At 73.4% G+C, this 23338-nt stretch carries 20 protein-coding genes; 10 read left to right on the plus strand and 10 right to left on the minus strand.

Translation table 11 applies throughout. From position 1 onward, the window contains the following. Positions 1-61 precede the first annotated feature (61 nt). Genes ABD948_RS00540 through ABD948_RS00550 form a run of 3 tightly spaced genes read right to left on the minus strand, consistent with a single transcriptional unit; the run spans position 62 to position 3644 of the window. Positions 62-1351 carry an MSCRAMM family protein gene (locus tag ABD948_RS00540; protein ID WP_345262086.1) on the minus strand — a complete coding sequence of 430 codons (1290 nt, stop codon included), beginning with the start codon at positions 1349-1351 and terminating at the stop codon, positions 62-64. A 14-nt stretch (positions 1352-1365) separates the two neighbouring features. After that, on the minus strand, positions 1366-2217 hold the full coding sequence (locus ABD948_RS00545) for a hypothetical protein (RefSeq protein WP_345262087.1): 852 nt from the start codon (positions 2215-2217) through the stop codon (positions 1366-1368). Further along, positions 2214-3644 (minus strand): glycosyltransferase family 2 protein, encoded by a 1431-nt coding sequence (locus tag ABD948_RS00550; protein WP_345262088.1) that lies wholly within the window; start codon positions 3642-3644, stop codon positions 2214-2216. Before ABD948_RS00550 ends, ABD948_RS00545 begins: the two co-directional genes overlap by 4 nt. Positions 3645-3929: 285 nt before the next feature. Between ABD948_RS00550 and ABD948_RS00555 the strand changes: the two genes are divergently transcribed. The 4 genes from ABD948_RS00555 to ABD948_RS00570 all read left to right on the plus strand — a co-directional run bounded on the left by ABD948_RS00555 (position 3930) and on the right by ABD948_RS00570 (position 8959). Continuing rightward, on the plus strand, positions 3930-4955 hold the full coding sequence (locus ABD948_RS00555; RefSeq protein ID WP_345262089.1) for a glycoside hydrolase family 6 protein: 1026 nt from the start codon (positions 3930-3932) through the stop codon (positions 4953-4955). Between the two features lie 112 nt (positions 4956-5067). Beyond that, positions 5068-6033 (plus strand): response regulator transcription factor, encoded by a 966-nt coding sequence (locus tag ABD948_RS00560; RefSeq protein ID WP_345262090.1) that lies wholly within the window; start codon positions 5068-5070, stop codon positions 6031-6033. Positions 6034-6116: 83 nt separating this feature from the next. Further along, positions 6117-8051, plus strand: coding sequence for a M3 family metallopeptidase (locus ABD948_RS00565; protein WP_345262091.1), 1935 nt, complete (start codon positions 6117-6119; stop codon positions 8049-8051). Between the two features lie 116 nt (positions 8052-8167). After that, entirely contained in the window at positions 8168-8959 is a 792-nt protein-coding gene (locus tag ABD948_RS00570) for a PadR family transcriptional regulator (protein WP_345262092.1), read from the plus strand. A 13-nt stretch (positions 8960-8972) separates the two neighbouring features. Here the strand turns inward: ABD948_RS00570 and ABD948_RS00575 are convergent, their stop codons facing one another. The 4 genes from ABD948_RS00575 to ABD948_RS00590 all read right to left on the minus strand — a co-directional run bounded on the left by ABD948_RS00575 (position 8973) and on the right by ABD948_RS00590 (position 12692). Beyond that, positions 8973-9602, minus strand: coding sequence for a response regulator (locus ABD948_RS00575; RefSeq protein ID WP_345262093.1), 630 nt, complete (start codon positions 9600-9602; stop codon positions 8973-8975). Next, entirely contained in the window at positions 9599-10795 is a 1197-nt protein-coding gene (locus ABD948_RS00580; protein WP_345262094.1) for a sensor histidine kinase, read from the minus strand. The genes ABD948_RS00575 and ABD948_RS00580 overlap by 4 nt, the downstream gene beginning before the upstream one ends. A gap of 65 nt (positions 10796-10860) precedes the next feature. Continuing rightward, positions 10861-11685: an ABC transporter permease gene (locus tag ABD948_RS00585; protein ID WP_345262095.1), complete on the minus strand. Its 825-nt coding sequence runs from the start codon at positions 11683-11685 to the stop codon at positions 10861-10863. After that, complete coding sequence (locus ABD948_RS00590; RefSeq protein ID WP_345262096.1) at positions 11682-12692, minus strand: ABC transporter ATP-binding protein; 1011 nt, start codon at positions 12690-12692, stop codon at positions 11682-11684. Before ABD948_RS00590 ends, ABD948_RS00585 begins: the two co-directional genes overlap by 4 nt. Positions 12693-12819: 127 nt before the next feature. Here ABD948_RS00590 and ABD948_RS00595 point away from each other — a divergent pair, with 127 nt between their 5' ends. After that, positions 12820-14067 carry an acyl-CoA dehydrogenase family protein gene (locus tag ABD948_RS00595; RefSeq protein WP_345262097.1) on the plus strand — a complete coding sequence of 416 codons (1248 nt, stop codon included), beginning with the start codon at positions 12820-12822 and terminating at the stop codon, positions 14065-14067. Here the strand turns inward: ABD948_RS00595 and ABD948_RS00600 are convergent. From ABD948_RS00600 to ABD948_RS00610, 3 genes are all read right to left on the minus strand, one after another. Beyond that, a complete protein-coding gene (locus tag ABD948_RS00600) occupies positions 14060-14992 on the minus strand; it encodes a GNAT family N-acetyltransferase (RefSeq protein WP_345262098.1) in 933 nt (310 codons plus the stop codon). The genes ABD948_RS00595 and ABD948_RS00600 overlap by 8 nt on opposite strands. Positions 14993-15117: 125 nt before the next feature. Further along, positions 15118-15684, minus strand: coding sequence for a YceI family protein (locus tag ABD948_RS00605; RefSeq protein ID WP_345262099.1), 567 nt, complete (start codon positions 15682-15684; stop codon positions 15118-15120). Positions 15685-15848: 164 nt separating this feature from the next. Continuing rightward, positions 15849-15992, minus strand: a complete 144-nt coding sequence (locus ABD948_RS00610; protein ID WP_345262100.1) for a hypothetical protein — start codon at positions 15990-15992, stop codon at positions 15849-15851. A gap of 259 nt (positions 15993-16251) precedes the next feature. Between ABD948_RS00610 and ABD948_RS00615 the strand changes: the two genes are divergently transcribed. The 5 genes from ABD948_RS00615 to ABD948_RS00635 all read left to right on the plus strand — a co-directional run bounded on the left by ABD948_RS00615 (position 16252) and on the right by ABD948_RS00635 (position 23323). Next, a complete protein-coding gene (locus ABD948_RS00615) occupies positions 16252-16515 on the plus strand; it encodes a hypothetical protein (RefSeq protein WP_345262101.1) in 264 nt (87 codons plus the stop codon). Positions 16516-16588: 73 nt separating this feature from the next. Beyond that, on the plus strand, positions 16589-18427 hold the full coding sequence (glmS, locus tag ABD948_RS00620) for a glutamine--fructose-6-phosphate transaminase (isomerizing) (protein WP_345262102.1): 1839 nt from the start codon (positions 16589-16591) through the stop codon (positions 18425-18427). An 89-nt stretch (positions 18428-18516) separates the two neighbouring features. Beyond that, positions 18517-20295, plus strand: coding sequence for a DEAD/DEAH box helicase (locus tag ABD948_RS00625; protein WP_345262103.1), 1779 nt, complete (start codon positions 18517-18519; stop codon positions 20293-20295). Between the two features lie 51 nt (positions 20296-20346). After that, on the plus strand, positions 20347-21378 hold the full coding sequence (locus tag ABD948_RS00630; protein ID WP_345262104.1) for an SGNH/GDSL hydrolase family protein: 1032 nt from the start codon (positions 20347-20349) through the stop codon (positions 21376-21378). A gap of 31 nt (positions 21379-21409) precedes the next feature. Beyond that, entirely contained in the window at positions 21410-23323 is a 1914-nt protein-coding gene (locus ABD948_RS00635) for a penicillin-binding transpeptidase domain-containing protein (RefSeq protein ID WP_345262105.1), read from the plus strand. Positions 23324-23338 lie beyond the last annotated feature (15 nt).

Genomic DNA, 23338 nt, shown 5'->3' on the forward strand with positions numbered 1-23338 from the left:
CCTACTAGTGCCAGCGATCAGTAACATGCGCCCGCGCCCAGCCGCTGAGCTGCGCCCGAGGTCAGCCCCGGCAGGCGGTCCGGGCGTCGGCGCCGCGGGGCAGGGCGAGGTCGCGGGTGTTGGTCACGCGGCCCGCGGTCACGCTGACGCCGTCGAGGGTGCACTGGCCGAAGAGCTCGCGGTCGGGCTCGACGCCGAGGTAGCCGCCGCCCTCGTTCGGGTCGGGCCGGACGACCAGTCGCGCGCCGCGGATGCCGTCGTAGGCGCCGGCGATCCGGTAGCTGCCGTCGGCGCCGGTGGTGTCGCTGCCGATCGCCCGCCCGTCGGAGCCGTACAGCGTCACCATCGCGCCCTTGAGCGGCGTCCGCTCGGCCTTGCCGCCGTCCTTGACCGCGCCGACCACCGACCCGCCGCGCTTGGTCATCACGAAGTCGGTGAAGGTGACCTTGCCGGGGCGCACGCGCCCGCGCACGGGCCCGGTCTGGGTGAGGAAGTCACCGGCGCCGTTGACGACGAGCCGGTAGCCGCCGGGAGCGAGGCCGTCGAAGGTCACCGAGCCACCGCGTGCCTTGGCCACCCAGAACTGGCCGGTGCGACGGTTGACCGCGGTGGCGTAGGTGCTGGGGAAGGCGCGGCGGTCGGCGTCGTAGAGGTCGACGAGCATCCGGCCGGCGGGGGTGGCGAGCTTGACCGTGGTGTTGCGCACGACGCCGGGCTTGAGGTTCTTGAAGTAGCTGCTCTTGGCCGTGAACTTCTTGGCGCGGTCGTAGGTGAACAGGCTGTAGCTGCCCGACGGCAGGCCGCCGAGGGCGAACTGGCCGGCGGCGTTGGCCACCACCTCGAAGGTGCGCTCGTCGGGCAGGGCCGCCACCAGCCGGGCCTTCGAGGCGGGCTTGCCACCCGCGCGCACCGTGCCGACGATCGCCGCGCCGCGGCGGAGCTTGACGTTGCGCTGCGCGGTGCGGCCGGCGGTCACCGTGACGCCGACGTCGACCGGCGCGGCCTTGCCGACGTCGTAGGCCGGCCGGGTGTCGGTGAACTGCAGGCGGTAGCGACCGGGCGCCAGCGAGAGCGAGTACGCCCCGCCGCGCACGGTGCGCTTGCCGAGGTAGCGGTAGTCGGCGGTGAACCACTGCAGCAGCACCGACTTCGCGGCGCTCGGGGCCGAGACCGACCCGCGCACGCGACCGGGCGTCGCGCGCTCCGCGGAGGCGGGCGCGGAGGCAGGGGCAGCAGCAGGGGCAGCCACGGCGGAGGCCGCCTCGGGCAGCAGCAGCGCGAGGGGCAGCGCGAGCACGACGCCGAGCAGCGAGGCCAGGAGCCGGCGCACCAGCAGGGAGTGGGTCGTCATCACAGGTCTCGCGCTCAGTTCGAGGTGTAGGGGATCTTCTCCGCGACCGTGGGGGTCTCGGAGGCGAAGACGGAGATGGGGACGGTGCGCTTGACGACCTTGCGCTCGAACTCGTCCGAGCCCGGGGCGGTCTCGATCCAGGTGAGGATCGAGAACTTCAGGTCGATGCCGACGGTGCCCTGGGGCACCGAGCCGATCGCCTGGTTGCGCAGCTCGAGCGCACCCTTGGGCGAGGTGATCAGCATCCCGTAGCGGTTGGCCAGCGGCTCGGGGTCGAACGTGACGTCGCGCGCCTGGTCGTCGAGCTCGTAGGGCTGCTTGCCACCCTGCACCGGACCGTCGGCGTCGACGAGCGTGGAGGTCACCCGCACGCGACCGGCGTAGACCTCGCGCTTGGTGTCGAAGTCGTCGCGCAGCTCGCGGCGGAGGTCGTAGGCCTGGAAGGTGAAGGAGAAGTACTTGTCCCCGGCCGGGTACCACTCGTGGGTCCGCGGAGTCGCCTTGGTGGGGTAGAGCGTGAGCACCATGTCGAGTCCCTCGACCTTGGTGTGGGACTGGAAGGTGCCGTCGCGGGTGAAGACCGACTCGTAGGGCAGCACCTCCTCGGTGGCCGCCACCGGAGCCGTGGCGGCGGCGCTGGGAGCCGCGTCGCCGCTGAGTCCGAGGGCGTCGCCGACGCTGCTGCAGCCGCTGAGCAGGCCGGAGGCCAGGACGGCGCCGGCGAGCAGCAGGCTGCTGGTGCGGCGGGCGCGGTGGTTGCGGGGGGTGCGGGGGGTGGAGCCGAGCATGGTGGGCGCCTTCGCGGGTGTGGGGGTGAGGGAGTCGGGGAGGGGGTGGGGAGTGGCGGGCAGCCGGCGGGTGCTCATGCGCGGTAGCCCCGGTAGCGCTTGCCGATCTTCAGGAACATGAACGCGGTCTGCGCCAGCGTGACGACGCCGAGGATCGGCCAGCCCGCAGCGAGGATGTCGGAACGCACCGCGATGTCGATCTGCGCCCAGACGGCGACGAAGATCCCGACGATCACACCGAAGATCAGGAACGGGTAGAGGTAGGACCAGCCGCGACCGCGCTCGGCCTTGGCCTGGGCCGCCCAGTTGTCGGTCTGCTGACGGCTGAAGAACTTGGTCCACGCCCGCAGGAAGTGCCCGAACCGGATGATCATGTACAGCTCGGCCGGGAAGATCAGCAGCGCGAACAGGTAGTCGTTGCGACCACGATCCATCATGGAGTGGGCGACGCGGAAGTTCAGCAGGACCGCCGCCATCGGCGGCAGCACCCACCAGGCGTAGAAGACGAACGCGTCGATCATCAGCGCGCCGACGAGCAGCACGATGAACATGCCGCGGGTCAGCAGGTTGAGCACCATCGAGAGGTGCTCGAACCAGCGCAGCCGCAGGTTCGGGTGCAGCGGCTGGCCCTGGGTGTCGCCGCGCTGGCCGGGCCACATCAGGTCGATGGCGCCGAAGTTCCACTTGACCTGCTGGGCGTCGAGCGCGCGCAACGTCTCCATGCCGCCCACGTGGGCGCGGGCCTGCGCGCTGATCTTGGTGAGGTAGCCGGCGCTCTTGATCTGCAGCGAGAGCAGCGAGTCCTCCACCTCGCTGTCCTTGACCCACGGCGTGCGCTGGTGGGAGTCCTCCATCACGGCGCGCAGCGCCTCGGTGGAGAAGATCGAGAACTGGCCGCCGAGCACCGCCATGTTGCGGCCCTTCAGCAGGTTCTGCATGTTGAAGGCGGCGAACTGGGCGCGCTGCCCGGCGATGAGGAACTTCGCCATGGGGCCCTTGAGGGCGCTGTCGTCGATGCTGTAGATCGCCGAGATGCCGCCGATGCGGTTGTCGCTCTCGATCTCCTCCACCAGCCGCTCGACGGCGTCGGGCTGCGGTGTCGTGTCGCCGTCGACGCCGAGCAGGTAGTCGCAGCCCTCGACCAGCGCGTAGCCGTAGTTGAGCGCGCCGACCTTCTTGTCGGGGTTCTTGCCGATGTCGTGCACGAAGACCTCGGTGACCTGCGGACCGGACGGCGTCATCCGCACCTGCTCGCCCGAGTAGTGCGAGGCCACCTCGACGGTGTGGTCGGTGGTGTTGTTGACGACCACGTGGATCACGTCCGGCAGCCGGGTCTGCATGAGCAGGGAGTCCAGCACCGCGGCGATGCTCTCGCCCTCGTTGTAGGCCGGGACGACGCAGCCGACGGTAGGCCGGTAGACGACCGGGTCGAGCAGCTCGCCGAGCTCCAGGGCGAGCTCGTTGGTCTCGCCGAGGCCCGGGTGCGTGGGCACGTTGCCGTTCATGCGGGTGTTCCGTTCCGAGTGTCGTGGGGAGCGGCCCCTCGGACGTGCGGGGAGGGGCGCCACACCAGGATGTGGCCCCGACCTTGGCAGGGGGTCAGGCTCCGCGCAGGATCTCCCGTTGTTTGCCTCCGGTTCGGCTCAGGAAATGTCCGATCGGTTGCTCAGGATCTGCTCAAGACGGGTGGTGGGCCACCACGGGACGGTCATGATGGGGCGATCAGACTGGTTGCCTCGGGGCAGCGGGGTTCTCCCGCGCCGCGAGGTCGGGCGTGCGAGGAGGCGCAGGTGAGCGGGGTCCGACGGACTCTCCGCAGCGGCATCGCGCTCGCGGCGGGTCTGGCCCTGACGGCGCTGCTGGTGGCCGTCGTCGTCGGCGGGTGGCGTCCCTGGGCGGGGCCGAGCTCCCCGTTCGCGGGGCGCGCGCTGTTCGTGCCGCCCTCCTCGGCCACGCTCGACGCCGTCGACCAGCTGGCCGCCACCCAGCCCGAGCAGTCGCAGGCGCTGGCCCTGATCGGGTCGACGCCGCAGGGGGTGTGGCTCACGCCGGAGGCGCTGCCGCCGGGACGGGTGGGCGACCGGGTGGCCGAGCTCTCCGGGCAGGCGGCGGCGGCGGACGCCGTCGTGCTGCTGGTGCTCTACGGGCTCCCCGACCGTGACTGCTCCGGCGGGCTCTCGGCCGGCGGCCTGGACGCCGCCGACTACCCCGGCTGGGTGGCCGAGGTGGCCGGCGCCGCCGACCCCGACCACATGGCGGTGGTGCTGGAGCCCGACGCCGTCCCGCAGCTGATCACCTGCGGTGGCGGTGTCGACCGCGAGGAGCGCCTGGGTCTGCTGGCCGGCGCCGTCGGGGTGCTGGCCGAGGCCGAGGTTGCGACCTACCTCGACGCCGGCCACTCCAACTGGCTGCCCGCCGAGCAGGTGGCGCCCCTGCTCGAGCAGGCCGGCGTCGCCTCCGCGCGGGGTTTCGCCACGAACGTGAGCAACTACCAGCCCGAGTCCGACGAGCTGGCCTACGCGCAGCGCCTGCGCACCGCGCTCGGGCGGGCAGGCAGCGAGGCCCACTTCGTCGTCGACACGGGGCGCAACGGGGCCGGCGCGACGGCGGGCCAGGACTGGTGCAACCCGCCGGGCAGCGCCCTGGGGCGGCGACCCGTCGCCGTCGAGGACGGCCAGGGAGCGGCTGCGGGCCTGGACGCCTACCTGTGGGTCAAGCCGCCCGCGGAGTCCGACGGCGAGTGCGCCGGGGGACCCCCCGCGGGCGTCGTGTGGCCCGATCGGGCACTGGCCCTGACCCGTTCGGGTGGTGGGTGAGATGAACGTCTCGGTCGGCTTCGATCGACCTCGTGCGCGCACCGGCGGCGCTCGGTAGCCTCGAGCACGGGCTCCCCGGCCCCACCCCCACCCCACCATCGGAGCAGGCACCATGACGAACTGGAACGCGGTGGTCATCGAGGACGACCCCAGCGTGCGCGAGCTGCTGGAGATCGTGCTCACGCAGAGCGGGTTCTCGGTGGTGGCCACCGAGGACGGACCAGCCGGCCTGCAGGCCGTGCGCGACACGACGCCGCTCGTCACGACGTGCGACGTCTCGATGCCCGGCATGGACGGCCTGGCCGTGGCCCGCCGCATCCGCGACTTCAGCGACACCTACCTGGTGATGATCTCGGGCATGGGCGAGGAGATCGACGTCGTCCAGGGCCTGGAGGCCGGAGCCGACGACTACGTGGTCAAGCCGTTCAGCCCGCGCGAGGTGCGCGCCCGCATCGACGCCATGATCCGCCGGCTGCAGGTGCAGGGCCGGATCCCCGAGAAGTCCGACGACGCCTCCGCTCCGGCTCCCGCGGCGCCGGCCGAGCCCGCCGACTGGGTGGCCGAGGCCCGCCGTCGACTGGAGCAGGAGGCGCTGGCCTCGCAGCAGGGAGGGGTCCCCGCCCCGCCGTCACCCGCCCCGGCTCCGGCCCCCGCGCCGGCGGCGAGTGCTGCCCCGGGTACCTACGCGGCTCCGGCTCCCGCCGCCACCATGGCTCCTCCGGCGCCGGTCCCGGCCGCCGCCCACGGCGAGGTGCTCGAGTTCAACGGGCTGCGGGTCGACCTCGCCGCCCGCACCGTCAGCGGGCCGCAGGTGGGCTCCGAGCAGCTGACCCGTTCGGAGTTCGAGCTGCTGGCCACGCTGCTGCAGAGCGGACGTCGCGTGCGCAGCAAGGCTGACCTGGTGCTGGCGCTGCGCGGGCAGGGCCACGTGACCAGCTACTTCGTCAACGAGGCCGACAAGCGCTCGGTCGAGGTGCACATGGCCAACCTGCGTCGCAAGATCGGCGACAACGCCACCACCCCCGAGTTCATCGAGACCGTGCGCGGCGTCGGCTACCGGCTCGCCCCGCAGCGCTGAGCCCCTCGGGGCTGATGCTGCCCCGGACCGTGCAGACCTGCGGCTCCTCGGTGGCCCGGCGCAGCAGTTCGTAGGCTGACGACGTGAGCGAGTCCCCGCAGCCCCTGACCCTGCCCGACGCCGAGGAGTTCGAGGCCTGGGTGCGCGAGCGCGCAGCCGCGGGCATGGCGCAGGCGAGCGAGCTGGTCGCCGCCCTGAAGGCCGACCCGACCGCGAGCACGGTCACGGCGCTCGAGTCCTACGACCGGGCCGTGCAGCACCTGGGCGAGGTCGCCGCGATGGGCTCGCTGTTCAGCAACGTGCACCCCGACGCCGGGGTCCGGGCGGCCGCCGAGGAGGCCGAGTCCCAGGTGATGCGCGTGCTCACCGAGCTGGGCCTGGACCGCGAGCTGTTCGAGGTCGTCGCCGGACTCGACGGCGCCGGTCTCGACGACGCCGCCGCCCGGCTGCTTGCCCACGTGCGCCGCGACTTCACCCGCTCCGGCGTGGACCGTGACGACGCCACCCGGGCCCGCATCACCGCCGTCCGCGAGCGGCTCACCGAGCTCGACCAGGAGTTCTCCCGCCAGCTGCGCGAGGACGTGCGGTCCATCCGGGTCGCTCCGGAGCGGCTCGAGGGCCTGCCCGAGGACTGGCGCGCTGCCCACCCGCCGGAGGACGACGGCCTGGTCACCGTCACCACCGACTACCCCGACGCCGTCCCGACCCGGATGTACGCCCACGACGCGCAGGTGCGCCACGACATGGCCGTCGCGTTCCTCTCCAAGGGCTGGCCGCAGAACGACGCGGTGCTCAAGGAGATGTTCGCCCTGCGCCACGAGCTGGCGGGCCTGGTGGGCCACAGCGACTGGGCCTCCTACGACGCCGAGGTCAAGATGATCGGCTCCGGGCCTGCCATCCCCGCGTTCATCGACCGCATCGCCGACGCCGCCGAGGAGCCGATGCGCCGCGACCTCGCGGTCCTGCTCGAGCGCTACCGCGCCGACCACCCCGACGCCGAGGAGGTGCCGGCCGCCGACGCGCAGTACTACAGCGAGGCGGTGCGCCGCGAGCGCTACGAGGTCGACTCCCAGGAGGTGCGGCGCTACTTCGACTTCACCCGCGTGCGCGCGGGACTGCTCGAGGTCACCGCGCGTCTGTTCGGGCTGCGCTACGAGCCGGTGCCGGACGCCGTCACCTGGCACCCCGAGGTCACGGTGCACGACGTGCACGACGCCGACGCGCCCGCGGGCACCCCGCCGTTCGGCCGGATCTACCTCGACCTGCACCCGCGCGCGGGCAAGTACAGCCACGCCGCGCAGTTCACCCTCACCGACGGCGTCGCCGGTCGCCGTCTGCCCGAGGGGGTGCTGGTCTGCAACTTCTCGCGCGAGCTGATGGAGCACGACCACGTCGTCACGCTCTTCCACGAGTTCGGCCACCTGCTGCACCACGTGCTCGGCGGCCGCGGCCGGTGGGCGCGCTTCGCCGGCGTCGCCACCGAGTGGGACTTCGTCGAGGCGCCGAGCCAGATGCTCGAGGAGTGGGCCTGGAACCACGAGGTGCTGGCCACCTTCGCCCACGACGCCGCCGGCACCCCGATCCCGCCCGAGCTGGTGGAGCGGATGCGTGCCGGCGAGGAGTTCGGCAAAGGCGTCTACGCGCGCACCCAGATGTTCTACGCCGCGATGAGCTACTGGTTCCACACCGAGCGGCCCGAGGACCTCGAGGCCGCGATGCGGCGGCTGCAGGAGCGCTACGCGCCGTTCGGTTGGATCGAGGGCACCCGGATGTTCGCCAGCTTCGGGCACCTGGGCGGCTACTCCTCGGGCTACTACACCTACATGTGGTCGCTCGTGATCGCCAAGGACCTGTTCAGCGCCTTCGACGAGGACGACCTTTTCGACACCGAGGTCGCCCGACGCTACCGCGAGGCCGTGCTCGAGCCGGGCGGGCGCCGCGACGCCGCCGACCTGGTGGCCGACTTCCTGGGTCGTCCCTCCACCTTCGAGTCCTACGAGGCCTGGCTCGCCCGCTGACCCCGGGGCGCGCGTCACGCCGGTTCCACGCATCCCCTTGGCTGGCGAGGTTGCGCGGCGTACAGTCGCGATATATCGCGAAACGATCGCGACTGTGTCGACTGAAGGAGCACACCATGCATGACCACCACCGACGCCGGCCCGGCGGCTGGCGACCCGAGGACCTCGCCCGCACCTGGGCCCAGAACGCCGGCTCCGGCTGGGGCTCGTGGGGAGCCTGGGGAGGCGGCGCCGACGGCGGCGACGGCCCCTGGGGCGGCCCCGGGCGTCGCGGCCCGGGCGGACGCGGCGGCCCCGGCGGCCCGCCGCCCTGGCTCGCCGGCCTGTTCGGCGCCGTCCAGCCCGAGCGCGGCCGCGGCCCCCGTGTGCGTCGCGGCGACGTGCGCGCCGCGATCCTCGACGTGCTGGCCGAGGCCAACCGCCGCGAGGAGCCCATCAACGGCTACCAGGTGATCCAGCAGATCGCCCGCCGCAGCCACGATGCCTGGCGCCCCAGCCCCGGCTCGGTCTACCCGACCATCCAGCAGCTGCAGGACGAGGGCCTCGTGGTCGAGGACGAGGAGCGCGGTCGCCGCGCCCTGACCCTCACCACCGCCGGCCTGGCCTACGTGGGCGACCACGCCGACGAGCTGGCGGCCGTCTGGGCACCCTTCGAGCGCCCCGACGGCAGCAGCCGGGCAGAGGCCTCCGAGGGTCACGCGGGCGGCGGCGAGCGCGCCGACGTCAAGGCCGAGATCGGCCAGGTGATGAGCGCCGTGTGGCAGATCCTCACCCAGGGCTCGGAGCAGCAGCGACGCGCCGCCGTCAGCATCCTGGTCGAGACCCGGCGCAAGCTCTACGGCGTCCTCGCCGACGGCGACGAGCCGCGCGGCATCACCGCCGAGGAGGACGACGAGCAGGAGCGCTAGCTGGAGGCCGAGGTCAGATCCAGCCCATCCGGCGTGCGGTGGCGCAGGCGTCGTGCCGGTTGGCGGCGCCCAGCTTGGTCATCGCGTTGGAGAGGTAGTTGCGCACGGTGCCGGGGGAGAGCGAGGCGCGGGCGGCGATCTCCTCCACCGGAGCGCCCTCGGCGGCCAGCTCGAGCACGTCGGCCTCGCGCGGCGTGAGCGGGCTGTCGCCGGCGGCGATCGCCTCGGCGGCCAGCTCGGGGTCCACGTGGCGTCCGCCGGCGTGCACCCGGCGCACCACCTCGGCCAGCGTGCTCGCCGAGGTGGTCTTGGGCAGGAAGCCGCGCACGCCGGCCGCCAGGGCCCGCTTGAGGTGACCCGGTCGGCCGTGGCTGGTGACGATCACGCACCCGCAGCCCGGCAGGTCGGTGGCCAGCCGCTCGGCCACCCCGATGCCGTCCGGCGCGGGCATCTGCAGGTCGAGCACCGCCACGTCGACCCGCTCCTTGAGCGCCATCGCCACGGCCTCCTCGCCGCTCGCGGCCTGCGCGACGACGTGGAGGTCGTCCTCGAGGTCGAGCATCTGCGCGAGGGCGGTGCGGATCAGGTGCTCGTCGTCGGCCAGCAGCACCCGGATGCTCCCCGTGCTGCCCCGGGTGGTCATGCCCCCACCTGGCTCGCGCGCCGGCTGCTCAGCGGGCCGCTGCCCGGCAGGCTCGCGGTCACGGTCCACCCGTGCTCGCCGTCGGAGCCGGCCTCCAACCGGGCTCCGAGCGGGGCGAGCCGTTCGCGGATCCCCTGGAGCCCGGTCCCGGTCGCGCTGCCCGCGGATCCCACCGCCACCCCGTCGTTGTGCACCCGCAGCTCCTCGCTCTCGAAGGTCAGGCTCACCGAGCGCGCCGTCGAGTGGCGCAGCACGTTGGTCACGGCCTCGCGCACCACCCAGCCGGCCGCCTCGTGCCAGCCGCGCGGCACGTCGTCCACGGCCAGGTGCACCTCGATGCCGGCCGAGCGGAGCAGGGAGCGTGCCCCCTCGAGCTCCTGGGCGAGGTCGGTGGCTCGGTAGCCGCGCGCCAGCTCGCGTGCCTCGCGCAGCGCCTCGTGCGCGACGCCGCGCACCTCCAGCATCCGGGCGGCGGCGCGCTCGTCGCCGCGCTCGGCCAGGGTGGCGGCCAGCTCGGACTGGACGGCGATGGTCGAGAGGCGTCGACCCATGACGTCGTGCACGTCGCGGCTGAACCGCAGCCGCTCCTCGGCCACCGCCAGCGCCGACTGCGCGTTGCGGGCCTGGTCGAGCTCGGTGACGACGTCGAGCAGCCACAGCGAGGCGCGGACGGTGAAGAGGAAGAACACCGCGACGCCGGCGCCGGCGGCCGCGGCCAGGGGGTTGCCCACCGACAGGCCGAAGAGCGCAGCACCGAAGACGGTGATGGCGGCACTGACCCGGTTGTCGGGGACACCTCCGACCGCCCAGGCGACGTTGGCGAAGACCACCATCACCACCGCGCCCTGGATGCCGTCCTCGAACGCGACGCCGGCGGCCAGGTAGACCGCGGCCACCAGCAGGAACGGCACCAGCTCGGCGCGCGGCAGCGGACCGGTCGCGGGGTGCAGGGCGAAGACGGCACGCATGGCGCGGGTGCCGAGCACGGTGGTGACCAGCGCGCCGCCCAGGGCGACGGCGGTGCCCGTCGACGACGCGGACTCCGAGGTGCCGGAGACGAGGACGAACACGACGAAGGACCAGAGGATCAGGTAGAGCGACTGGCGCGTGTAGAGGTCGACGCGCTCGACCTCGGAGAGCTCCTCCCAGCGGCGCCAGCGCCAGCGCCGGCCGGAGGTCACGGACGCACCCATGGGGCCCAGCCTAGGGATCGGGCGAGGATCCCGGGTCGGGCCCGTGGGGGAGCGCAGCGTGCTGGTCAGGAGCGGGGCTCCCAGCGCATCGAGCGACGCATCAGGTCGAGGGCGATCGCCGTCCAGGCGACCAGCACCAGCAGCGGCTGGCCCGCGGCGGCCCAGGTGTCACCGAAGGCGAGCGACGGGTCGCTGGCCTCACCCTCGGCGAGCCCGAACCAGCCGACCCGCACCAGCTCGGTGATGGCGGCGCCCGGCGTAAAGGAGACGATCTCGCGCAGCGTGTCGGGGAAGGCGATGCTGACCTGGCCGATCACCGCCAGCATGATGATCGGGAGGCTGGTCAGCTGCGCGGCCTCCGCGTTGCGGGTCCAGGCCGCGGTCCAGTAGGCGAAAGCGGCGAACATCAGCACGGTCGCCAGCGCCATCACCGCGACCAGCAGCGGGTTGAGCGGCCACGGCTGGCCGAGGGCGGCCATGATCGGCACGCCCAGCGCGATGATGGCCAGCGCGACGACGACGCCGGGCAGCGCGATCGCGGCGAGCAGCTCGGAGTCGCGCACCTCGCCGGTCCGCATCCGCTTCAGCACCAGCTCGTCACGCCGGTTCACGAACTGCGAGAGCACGTTGTAGTAGACGGGGAACAGGCCGGCCACCAGCACGGAGCTGACGATGGCCGACGCGCCGGCGCCGGTGTCGCCGTCCGCGCCGGCCAGCACCAGCAGCAGCGGCGCCAGGGGCAGCGCGGTGGCGTAGAACAGCGCCAGCTTGTTGCGGGTCAGCAGCACCGCGTTCCAGCGGGCCATGTGCACCGTGCGGCGGGTCGAGAAGCCGCCGCCGCTGCCGCTGCTCGTGGTGGTGGCGGGTCGGGTGGGTGCGGACGTGCTCATCGGGTGGCTCCTTCCAGGAGGGCCGGGTCGGTGGTGCCGGAGTCGGGTGTGTCGTCGGGCTGCTCGACGGCGGGGTCGCGGCCGTCGGCGATCGCGAGGAAGACCGACTCCAGGCTGGCGGTGCGCGCCTCGAGCGACTCGAGCCGCAGGCTGCTGCGCTCGGCCCAGGTGAGCAGCGCGGTCAGCGAGGTCTGCAGGTCGGAGGTCTCGAGCGTGGTGCGGCCCTGCTCCTCGACGGCGCCGGTGACGGCGGCGAGGTCGCCGGGCAGCGGGGCGGAGGCGGCCGCGGGGGTGGTGAAGGCGATGGTGGAGGGGTGGCCCTCCGCGATCTCGGTGGGGGTTCCCGAGCGGACGATCCGCCCGGCGTGCATGATCTCCAGCCGGTCGGCCAGCGACTCGGCCTCGGCGAGGTAGTGGGTGGTCACCAGCACCGTGGCGCCGCCGTCGCGCAGGCGGCTGACCAGCTGCCAGACCTCGCGGCGGCTCTCGGGGTCCAGGCCCGTGGTCGGCTCGTCGAGGAACACCAGCTCGGGGCGTCCCATCAGGGTGCAGGCCAGGTCGAGGCGCCGGGTCTCACCGCCGGAGAGCGCCGAGACGCGGACGTCGGCGCGGTGGCCGAGCGAGAGGGCCTCGAGCAGGTCGTCGACGGGCTGGGGGTCGGTGATCGTGCCGTGCCACAGCCGCAGGGTCTCGCGCACGGTGAGGTCGCCGGAGAAGCCGCTCTTCTGCAGCAGCACCCCGGTGCGACGCCGCACCTCGGCGCGGTCGCGCACCGGGTCCAGGCCCAGGACGGCGACCTCGCCGGAGGAGGCGGTGGCCAGGCCCTCGATCATCTCCAGCGTGGAGGTCTTGCCGGCACCGTTGGTGCCGAGGAGGGCGGTGATCGATCCGGTACGCACGTCGAGGTCGACGCCGCGCACGGCCTCGAACGCCTGGGCGCCCTTGCCGTAGGTGCGGCGCAGCCCGCGCACCCGGATCGCGGTCTCGGAGAGGTGGTTCGTGGTCATGGCTCCACCCTGCCGCCGGTCGGGGCTCCGGGGCAGTCCGCTGCCTCACCGGCTGGTGATGACAGATGTCATCGCCCGGCCGTGAGCACGTGACGTCCCGTGGGTTACCCGTGGTTACAGTGACCGCGTGAGCAGCGACCCCACCGGCCCCGCCGGCCCCTCCTTCGACCTCGGCCCCGACCACCTCGAGCTGCGCTCGTGGGTGCACGACTTCGCCGCCGAGGTGATCCGCCCGGCCGCTGCCGAGTGGGACGAGCGCGAGGAGTTCCCCTGGCCCGTCGTCGAGGAGGCAGCCAAGATCGGCCTGTACTCCCTCGACTTCTTCGCCACCCAGAGCTTCGAGGAGTCCGGCCTGGGCATCCCGATCGCCATGGAGGAGCTCTTCTGGGGCGACGCCGGCATCGGGCTGGCCATCGTGGGCACCGCGCTGGCCGCCGCGGGCGTGCGCGCCAACGGCACCGACGAGCAGGTCATGGAGTGGGTGCCGCAGATGTTCGGCAGCCCGGGCGACCTCAAGCTGGGCGCCTTCTGCTCCTCCGAGCCCGACGCCGGCTCCGACGTCGGCGCCATGCGCACCCGTGCGGTCTACGACGAGGCCACCGACGAGTGGGTCCTGAAGGGCACCAAGACCTGGGCCACCAACGGCGGCATCGCCGACGTGCACGTGGTCACCGCCGTCGTCGACCCCGAGCTGCGCACCCGCGGCCAGGCCAGCTTCGTGGTCCCGCCCGGCACGCAGGGCCTCAGCCAGGGGCAGAAGTTCAGCAAGCACGGCATCCGCGCCTCGCACACCGCCGAGGTGGTGCTCGACGGCGTGCGCGTGCCCGGCCGCTGCCTGCTGGGCGGCAAGGAGAAGCTCGACGCCCGCCTGGCGAAGGCACGCGAGGGCGCTCGCGCGGGCACCACCGGTGGCGGCAACGCCAGCATGGCCACCTTCGAGCGCACCCGTCCCGCCGTCGGCGCGCAGGCGGTCGGCATCGCGCGCGCCGCCTACGAGGTGGCGCTGGACTACGCCCGCACCCGCGAGCAGTTCGGCAAGCCGATCATCGAGAACCAGGCGGTGGCCTTCATGCTCGCCGACATGGCCACCTCGATCGAGGCCGCCCGGCTGCTGGTGTGGCGCGCGGCGTGGATGGCGCGCCAGGGCAAGCGCTTCGAGAAGGCCGAGGGGTCGATGTCGAAGCTCGTCGCCGGCGAGGCGGCCGTCAACGTGACCACGCAGGCCATGCAGATCCTCGGTGGGAACGGCTTCACCCGGGAGTACCCCGTGGAGCGGATGAGCCGCGACGCCAAGATCTACACGATCTTCGAGGGCACCTCGGAGATCCAGCGGCTGGTCATCGCGCGCACGATCAGCGGCGCCCCGATCAGGTAGGGATCCGCACCGCGCGGTGCACCCAGTCCGAGGTCACCACCATGCCGAGGCGCTCGTAGAGGCCGAGCGCCCCGGTGCGGGAGTCGGTGGAGAGCTCCGCGCGGTCGTGGCCGTGACGCCGACCCTCGGCGAAGGCGTCGGCCAGCAGCGCCTGGGCCAGGCCGCGCCCGCGGTGCTCGGCCCGGACGGCGAGCTGGGCGACGAACACCGTGCGGCCGTCGTCGCCCCCGACGGTGAGCACGGCGACGCCGACCACCTGGTCGTCCTGGTCAGTGGCCACGCGCAGGTGCCAGGGTTCGAAGCCCGGCCGGCCGACCACGCCGGCGGCCCAGTCCTCGAGCGGCTGCCGCTCGCGGCGCGACCACTCGAGGAAGGCGTCCTCGACGACCTGCCAGCACGCGGCCAGCTCGTCGTCCCGGGCGGCGCGGACGGCGTGCCCGGGCGGGAGGGTGCGGGCGGGCACCTGCGCGTGCGCCGGCAGCGCGAGCACCCAGCTGCGCCAGCGCACGTGCCACCCCAGGTGCTCGAGCAGTCGGTCGGCGGGGGAGCCGGCGGGCACCGGAGTGCCGACGACGCTCGCGCCACCTGCTCGCGCGGTGCGCTCCAGCCACCCGGCCAGCCAGGTGCCCAGCCCCGAGCCACGGTGGTCGGGGTGCACGGCGAGGTCGCCTCGTTCGGCGTGCCCGAGCTCCCCGTAGGCCACGAGCGTGCCGGGGGCGGCCAGCGGCTCGACGCCGATCGTGCGCAGCGACGGGTCGAAGGACGGGCGCGACCAGTCGGCGGCCAGGTCGGCCTCCTCGACCAGCACGTGCCCCAGGTCGTGCCGCTCCTGCGCCGCGACCAGCGCGGTCACGGCCGGGAGGTCGTGCACGGTGAGCGGCCGGGCGCGGTGGCCCGGGGGCAGGGGCACGTCGGGATCCGGCACGCCACCGAGTGTGCGTCGGCCGGCCTCGCGCACGCCAGCCGTTTCCTGCGCCGCGCAGCACCGGGCCGACCCGTGGGGGTCGGCCCGGTGCGGTGGTGCGGTGCGGTGCGCCGCGGGGGTGCGGCTCAGGCGTTCTGGATGGCCGAGACGTCGAGGTCGAGCTTGATCTTCTCGGAGACGAGGACGCCGCCGGTCTCGAGCGCGGCGTTCCAGGTCAGGTTCCAGTCCTTGCGGTTGATCGTGACCGAGCCCTCGAAGCCCACGCGCAGGTTGCCGAACGGGTCGCGCGCCGAGCCGGTCTCCTCGAAGTCGATGGTCACCGGCTTGCTGGTGCCCTTGATGGTCAGGTCGCCGGTGATGCTCCAGGTGCTGCCGTCGCGCTCGACGCCGGTGGAGACGAAGGTCAGCTCGGGGTTGTTCTCGACGTCGAAGAAGTCGGGGGAGCGCAGGTGGCCGTCGCGGTCGGCGCTGCCGGTGTCGATGCTGGCGAGCTGGGCGGTGATGGTGACCGAGGAGGCGGCGGGGTTCGCGGCGTCGATGTGCGCGGTGCCGGCGAAGTCGGTGAACTGGCCGCGGACCTTGGTGACCATGGCGTGGCGGGCGGTGAAGCCCAGGCGGCTGTGGCTGGCGTCGATGGTGTAGTCGCCGGTGATGTCGGCCAGGGCGGTGGTGGGGGCGTCGAACTCGGACATGGGATCTCCTCGGAGGTAGGTGGTTGAAGAATCAACTGGCCTAACCGTACCGCAGTCCGCTTCTATTCCGCACCTGGCGATCTCCCCGGACGCACAGGAGGACCACGCCCGGCGGGCGTGGTCCTCCTGGGTGGCCGACGGGCGTCGGCCGGGGTGCTGCGTCCTCAGGCTGCGCGGTCGACGAGCACCGCGGCCTCGGCCGTCACGCTCGTGTCGATCCACCGCATCTCCAGGGACGGGCGACCGGACTGGTCGGTCGTCGTCACCCAGCGCATCTCGAGGGAGTTGGTCATCGGCGAGTTGGTCATGTGACACCTCCTGTTCACCTTGTGTTCACCAGAGTACCTGGTCCCCACAAGAGGTGTCGAACATTCGCGATTTCTCGCAGGATTCCCCCACCTGGGGACCGAACACGCCGGGCATCGATGGCGCGGCGCTCCACCGGGCCTCGCGGAGGAGGTCGTGGTCGAGCTGGAACGCGAGCTGGTTCCCCCTGAGGATCAGGTTCCTGCCCGATATCGGGCAGGAACTTGCCGAGTCACCTGCACGCCAGGCACAGTGCGCTGCGTGCCCGCCGACCCCGACCTCGTGGCCCACCTCGTGGCCACGACGCCGCTGAGTGCCGCCGAGGCCGCGCGCGTGGTCGCCGACGTGGTCGCGTTCCACGCCGAGCCGGTCGAGCACTACGTGCGACGCCGTCACGCGGCGCTGCAGACCCGCGGCGTGCGCAACGCCCAGATCTACGCCCGGCTGCGCGCCGAGCTGGCCGAGCGCGTCGTCGCCCCGCCCGAGCTCAGCGAGCGGCAGCTGCGCCGGATCGTCTACGGCTGAGCACCCGCGGATCCCCACCCCGGATCCCCACCCCGAGTCCCCTCACGTCCCCGGAAGAGAAGAGAACCCCTGCATGTGCGGCATCGTCGGCTACATCGGTCACCAGCCCACCGCCCCCCTGCTGCTGGAGGGGCTCGCTCGGCTGGAGCACCGGGGCTACGACTCGGCAGGCATCGCGGTCCTCGGATCGGGCGAGGGCCGGCTGCGGGTGGCCAAGCGCGCCGGGCGGGTGCGTGAGCTCGACGGCGCCATCGCGCCGCGCTACGCCGGGCGGATCGGGATCGGGCACACCCGGTGGGCCACCCACGGCCCGGCCACCGACGCCAACGCCCACCCCCACCTCGACGCCACCGGCCGCGTGGCGGTGGTCCACAACGGGATCATCGACAACGCCTCGGTGCTGCGCGAGAAGCTCATCGCCGAGGGCGTCGAGCTGGCCTCCGACACCGACTCCGAGGTCCTGGCCCACCTGGTGGCCCGCTCGGACGCCGAGACCCTGGAGGAGAAGGTCACCCAGGCCCTCTCCCACGTCGAGGGCACCTGGGGCCTCGCGGTCCTGCACGCCGACTTCCCCGACCGCATCGTCGCCGCCCGCAACGGCTCCCCGCTGCTGGTCGGGGTGGGGGAGAAGGAGATGCACGTGGCCTCCGACCTGGCCGCGATCGTGCGCTACACCACCACCGTGGCCCACCTCGAGGACGGCGAGCTGGCCACCGTCACCGCCAGCGGGTTCACCACCTTCCGCGCCGACCTGACCCGCACCGCCTCGGTCGCGACCACCCTCGACGTCGACCCCGCCTCCTACGACGCCGGCGAGCACGCCTCCTTCATGCGCAAGGAGATCCTCGAGCAGCCCGCCGCCGCCGAGCGCGTCCTGCGCGGACGCCTCGACGAGCGCTTCGGCACCGCCCACCTCGGCGGCCTCAACATGGACGCCCGCGAGTCCCGCGCGATCCGCCGCGTCAAGATCCTCGGCTGCGGCTCGGCCTACTACGTGGGCCAGATGGGCGCCGGCATGATCGAGGAGCTGGCCCGCATCCCCGCGAACGCCGAGGCGGCCTCGGAGTTCCGCTACCGCAACCCCGTCATCGAGCCCGACACCCTCTACGTCGCGGTCTCCCAGTCCGGGGAGACCATCGACACCCTCCTCGCGGTCCAGGAGATCCGCCGCAAGGGCGGGCGCGTCGTGGGCCTGGTCAACGTCGTGGGCTCCGCGATCGCCCGCGAGGTCGACGGCGGCATCTACCTCCACGCCGGCCCCGAGGTCGCCGTCGCCTCCACCAAGGCCCTCACCACCATGTACCTGGCCTTCGCGCTCCTGGCCATCCAGCTCGGCCGGGTGCGCGACCTCTCCATCTCCGAGGGCCGACGCCTGGTCACCGCGCTCCAGGCCCTGCCCGAGCAGATCCAGACCATCCTCGACACCGAGGAGGAGCTCGCGGCCGTGGCCCACCGGCTGGCCCAGGCCCGCTCCCTGTTCTTCGTCGGCCGCGTCCGCGGCTACCCCGTGGCCCGCGAGGGCGCCCAGAAGTTCAAGGAGATCAGCTACCGCCACGCCGAGGCCTACCAGACCAGCGAGCTCAAGCACGGCCCCCTGGCCCTCATCGACCCCGAGGTCCCCACCGTCGCCCTCGTGCCCCACGACGAGCTCACCGACCGCAACCTCGCCGCCCTGCACGAGATCGCCGCCCGCCGCGGCCCCCTGGTCGTCATCACCCACCCCGACGTCGACCTCGGCGACCTCGCCCAGCACCCCGAGGTCACCCGCATCGAGGTCCCCCGCTCCGAGCGCGAGCTGGACCCCATCCTGCTCACCATCCCCCTGCAGCTCCTGGCCTACCACGCCGCACTCACCCTCGACCTCGACGTCGACAAGCCCCGCAACCTCGCCAAGTCCGTCACCGTCGAGTAACGGGCACGGCCAGGGGCCACGGGGCCCGTGACCAGTCGCACCGCGACGGGGAATCCCCACGCGGCGCTCGGACCCCCTACCGTGGACGGGTGAACGACGACGCACCGGCCCCCCGCACCGACGAGGCCCCGGAGGCCCCGAGCCTGACCTTCGCCGACCTCGGCCTGGGCGAGGCCGTGCTGCGCAGCCTGCGCGACGTCGGCTACGAGACGCCGTCGGCGATCCAGGCCGAGACCATCCCGCACCTGCTGGCCGGGCGCGACCTGATGGGCCTGGCGCAGACCGGCACCGGCAAGACGGCGGCGTTCGCGCTGCCGATCCTCGACCGGCTCGACGTCTCCCAGAAGAGCCCGCAGGCGCTGGTGCTGGCGCCCACCCGCGAGCTGGCGCTGCAGGTGTGCGAGGCGTTCGAGCGTTACGCCGCCCGTACGCGCGGAGTGCACGTGCTGCCGGTCTACGGCGGTCAGGGCTACGGCGTCCAGCTCTCGGCGCTGCGGCGCGGCGTGCACATCGTCGTGGGCACGCCCGGCCGGATCATGGACCACCTCGACAAGGGCACGCTCGACCTCTCCCAGCTGCGCTTCCTGGTGCTCGACGAGGCCGACGAGATGCTCAACATGGGCTTCGCCGAGGACGTCGAGACGATCCTGGCCGACACGCCCGCGGAGAAGCAGGTGGCGCTGTTCTCGGCCACCATGCCCGCCCAGATCCGTCGGCTCTCGGCCAAGTACCTCAACGAGCCCGTCGAGATCCAGGTCAAGGGCAAGACGGCCACGGCCAGCAACATCACCCAGCGCTACCTGACCGTCAGCTACCCGCAGAAGGTCGACGCCCTCACCCGCATCCTCGAGACCGAAAACTTCGAGGGGATGATCGTCTTCGTCCGCACCAAGAACGAGACCGAGACGCTCGCCGAGAAGCTGCGGGCCCGCGGTTTCTCCGCCGAGGCGATCAACGGCGACGTCGCGCAGGTGCAGCGCGAGCGCACCGTCAACCGGCTCAAGTCCGGCAAGCTCGACATCCTCGTGGCCACCGACGTCGCCGCCCGCGGTCTCGACGTCGAGCGGATCAGCCACGTCGTCAACTACGACATCCCCACCGACACCGAGTCCTACGTGCACCGCATCGGCCGCACCGGCCGCGCCGGGCGCAGCGGCGACGCGATCTCGTTCGTGACGCCGCGCGAGCGCTACCTGCTCAAGCACATCGAGAAGGCCACCCGCCAGCCGCTGCAGCAGATGCAGATGCCGACCGTCGAGGACGTCAACACCACGCGGTTGAGCCGCTTCGACGACGCCATCACCACCGCGCTGCAGGCGACCGAGCGCATCGAGCGCTTCCGCGACATCATCGCCCACTACGTGCGCGAGCACGACGTGCCCGAGGTCGACGTCGCCGCGGCGCTGGCCGTGGTCGCGCAGGGGGAGACCCCGCTGCTGCTCGACCCCGCCGCGGAGCCGAAGCCGCGCCAGGAGCGCCCGGTCCGCGAGGAGCGCGGACCGCGCGGTGACCGGCCGGAGCGGCCGGCGCGCGAGCGGGGGCCCCGCCGGGGCGGCGCCGAGAAGCCGATGGCCAGCTACCGGATCGCGGTGGGCAAGCGCCACAAGGTGGAGCCGCGCCAGATCGTGGGTGCGATCGCCAACGAGGGCGGGCTGCAGCGCTCCGACTTCGGGCACATCTCCATCCGCCCGGACCACTCGATCGTGGAGCTGCCGGCCGACCTGGACCCGCAGATCTGGGAGAAGCTCAGCAGCACCCGGATCAGCGGCAAGCTGATCGAGCTCAGCCAGGACCAGGGCCCGCCGAACGCGCGTCGTCAGCAGGACGGCCCGCCCCGGCAGAAGAAGCCGCGGCACAAGAACGGCTGATCGAGGGTTTCCCCGCTACCGCGTGCCCGTGCGCGGTGGTGGGCTCAGCGCATGCGCCGCCTCGCCCTCGCCGTCACCACCGCCGCCACGGCGCTCAGCGCCCTGATCGCCCTGCCCGGGGCCGGTGCCACGGAACCGGCGGAGCGCACCGCCACGGCGGCGGCCGGCTCCTACGTGGCGCTGGGCGACTCCTACGCGTCCGGCCTGGGCACCCGCAGCTACCTGGCCGACGGCAGCCAGTGCCGCCGCTCGGCCCAGGCCTACCCCAGCCTGGTGGCCGCCCAGCAGGGCCTCGACCTGGACTTCCGGGCCTGCTCGGGTGCCACCATCCCCGACGTCACGAACGCCCAGCTCGGGGCGCTCGGCGCGTCCACCAGCCTGGTCACGGTCTCGGTGGGTGGCAACGACGCCGGCTTCGCCGACGTGCTCACCGAGTGCGCGACGCCGTTCTGGGCCGGCGACTGCGACGCCGCCGTCGACGGTGCCCAGGCCTTCATCGCGGGAACGCTGCCCGGCCGCCTGGGCACGCTGTACTCCGGCATCCGCAGCAGGGCGACGACGGCGCGGGTCGTCGTCGTCGGGTACCCCCGGGTGTTCATGGGCGAGGACTGCAACGCGCTCACCTGGTTCTCGCCGCAGGAGCAGACCCGGCTCAACCAGACCGCCGACCAGCTCAACGCCGTGCTCGCCGCGCGTGCCGCGGCGGCCGGCTTCGCGTTCGTGAACCCGACCAGCCGGTTCACCGGCCACGCCGTGTGTGACGACCCCGAGTGGCTCAACGGCCTCTCCAACCCGATCGAGGAGAGCTACCACCCCAACCTCGCCGGGCACAGCCAGGGCTACACGCCGATCGTGGGCTCGGCGCTCACCGGCAGCACCGTCCGCGTCACCACCGCCACGCGTTCCTTGGCTCGCGCCCAGGCGCCCGAGCTGGCCCGCGAGCAGCGTCGCAACGCCGGGCTCGACGCCGGCATCGAGCCCCGCACCTTCCGGGCTCCGCGCCTCGACAGCCCCCAGCTGCGCCGCGCCGCCGAGCGCGCCGGCGTCGACTTCGACCGCTGGCTCGCGCGGCAGCGTCGCTGATCGGTCGGAGGCGCCTGGTAGAACCGGGCGCATGCGAACTCGGTCGCGCCGCCTGCTCCCCCCGACAGCCGCACTCCTCACGCTCTGCCTGGTCGCCGCCGGCTGCACCGGCGGCGACGGCGAGGCCGAGGGCGAGGGGCCGCAGGCCGCCGCCGAACGGCTCGCGCAGGGCCTGGCCGACGGCGACCTGGCGCGGGTGGCGTTCACCCGCGAGACCGCCGAGGCGGTGACCGAGGAGCGCGCGGCCGTCGTCGAGGGGCTGGTGGCCCAGCTCGGGGAGGCCGAGGTCGCCGTCGAGGTGGTCGAGGTGGAGGAGCAGGAGGGCTCGGCGACGGCGACGCTGGCGTGGTCGTGGCCGCTCGGTCCCGCGGGTGAGCCGTGGGAGTACGAGAGCTCGGTGCGCCTGACCGAGGTCGAGGGTGCGTGGCAGGCGGTGTGGGAGCGCGCGGTGGTGGAGCCCAGCCTGCGGGGTGGCACGGTGCTCGACGCGACGCCGATCGGGGGCGCGCGCGGCGAGATCCTCGGCGCCCGCGGCCTGGCGCTGGTGGCCGACCGGCCCGTGGTGCGGGTCGGCCTCGACAAGGCGCGCATCCGGCCGGCGCAGCTCGAAGGCGCCGCCCGTGCGATGGCGCGGCTGGTGGGCATCGAGCCCGCCGGCTACCTGGAGCTCGCGCGGGCCGCGGGCGAGGAGGCGTTCGTCGAGGCCATCGTGCTGCGCTCCCAGGAGTTCCCCGAGCGGGTCGCGCTCGACTACGACACCATCCCCGGCGGCATGCTGATCAACGACGACCTGCCGCTCGCGCCCTCCCGCGAGTTCGCCGCACCGATCCTCGGCACCGTGGGCGAGGTGACGGCCGACATGATCGAGGAGGAGCCGGACCGCTACGAGGTGGGCGACGTCGCCGGGCTCTCGGGCCTGCAGGCGCGCTACGACGAGCAGCTGCAGGGCACCGACGGCGTGGTGGTCGACGCCGTCGCCTCCGACGGCCGCGAGCGCGAGCTCTGGCGCCTCGAGGCGCAGGCCGGCGAACCGCTGCGCACGACCCTCGACCTCGACCTGCAGCAGTCCGCCGAGCGGATCCTGGCCGGCGTCGGGCCCGCCAGCGCGATCGTCGCGCTGCGGCCCAGCGACGGCGCGGTGCTCGCCGCCGCCAACGGCCCCGGCGCCGAGGGGCTCAACATCGCGACGTTCGGGCAGTACGCCCCCGGCTCCACGTTCAAGACCGTCAGCGCCCTGGCCCTCCTGCGCGCCGGTCTGACGACGTCCTCGCCGCTGCGGTGCGAGGCCACCGCGGTGGTCGACGGCCGGCAGTTCGGCAACTACAGCGACTTCCCCTCCTCCGGGCTGGGCCAGGTGCCGCTGGGATCCGCGCTCGCCGACTCGTGCAACACCGCCTTCATCAACGCCCGCGACCGGCTCGGCGACGGCGACCTCGCCGCCGCGGCCGCCGCCCTGGGCCTCGGGGTCGACCACGACCTCGGCTTCCCCGCCTACTTCGGCCAGGTGCCGCCGCCCGAGTCCGAGACCGAGGCGGCCGCCGACCTGATCGGCCAGGGGCGGGTGCTGGCCTCGCCGATGGCGATGGCCGCGGTCGCCGCGTCCGTGCAGGCCGGCCGCACCGTGGTGCCGCAGCTGCTCACCCAGGTGGAGGCCGCGCCGAGCGCCGGGCAGGAGCTGGCCGCGCCCGAGGCGGAGACGCTGCAGGGTCTGCTGCGCGGCGTCGTCACCGACGGCACCGCGAGCCTGCTCGCGGGGCTTCCCGGCCCGCCGGTGCTGGCCAAGACCGGCACCGCCGAGTACGAGCGCGACGGCCAGGTGCGCACCCACGCCTGGATGATCGCCGCCCAGGGCGACCTCGCCGTCGCGGTGTTCGTCGAGGACGGCGCCTCCGGGTCGCAGACCGCCGGCCCGTTGCTGGCCGAGTTCCTGCACGCGGCCCGCTGAGCTGCTCCTCGGGCT

It is taken from the genome of Nocardioides nanhaiensis, from assembly GCF_039542785.1.
GTDB lineage: Bacteria > Actinomycetota > Actinomycetes > Propionibacteriales > Nocardioidaceae > Nocardioides > Nocardioides nanhaiensis.

Coding starts and splice junctions, on each gene's coding strand:
- ABD948_RS00630 (WP_345262104.1), top strand. CDS start 20,347: ATGCGCCGCCTCGCCCTCGCCGTCACCACCGCCGCCACGGCGCTCAGC.
- ABD948_RS00560 (WP_345262090.1), top strand. CDS start 5,068: ATGACGAACTGGAACGCGGTGGTCATCGAGGACGACCCCAGCGTGCGC.
- ABD948_RS00540 (WP_345262086.1), bottom strand. CDS start 1,351: ATGACGACCCACTCCCTGCTGGTGCGCCGGCTCCTGGCCTCGCTGCTC.
- ABD948_RS00635 (WP_345262105.1), top strand. CDS start 21,410: ATGCGAACTCGGTCGCGCCGCCTGCTCCCCCCGACAGCCGCACTCCTC.
- ABD948_RS00570 (WP_345262092.1), top strand. CDS start 8,168: ATGCATGACCACCACCGACGCCGGCCCGGCGGCTGGCGACCCGAGGAC.
- ABD948_RS00585 (WP_345262095.1), bottom strand. CDS start 11,685: ATGAGCACGTCCGCACCCACCCGACCCGCCACCACCACGAGCAGCGGC.
- ABD948_RS00545 (WP_345262087.1), bottom strand. CDS start 2,217: ATGAGCACCCGCCGGCTGCCCGCCACTCCCCACCCCCTCCCCGACTCC.
- ABD948_RS00550 (WP_345262088.1), bottom strand. CDS start 3,644: ATGAACGGCAACGTGCCCACGCACCCGGGCCTCGGCGAGACCAACGAG.
- ABD948_RS00580 (WP_345262094.1), bottom strand. CDS start 10,795: ATGGGTGCGTCCGTGACCTCCGGCCGGCGCTGGCGCTGGCGCCGCTGG.
- ABD948_RS00590 (WP_345262096.1), bottom strand. CDS start 12,692: ATGACCACGAACCACCTCTCCGAGACCGCGATCCGGGTGCGCGGGCTG.
- ABD948_RS00610 (WP_345262100.1), bottom strand. CDS start 15,992: ATGACCAACTCGCCGATGACCAACTCCCTCGAGATGCGCTGGGTGACG.
- ABD948_RS00575 (WP_345262093.1), bottom strand. CDS start 9,602: ATGACCACCCGGGGCAGCACGGGGAGCATCCGGGTGCTGCTGGCCGAC.
- glmS (WP_345262102.1), top strand. CDS start 16,589: ATGTGCGGCATCGTCGGCTACATCGGTCACCAGCCCACCGCCCCCCTG.
- ABD948_RS00605 (WP_345262099.1), bottom strand. CDS start 15,684: ATGTCCGAGTTCGACGCCCCCACCACCGCCCTGGCCGACATCACCGGC.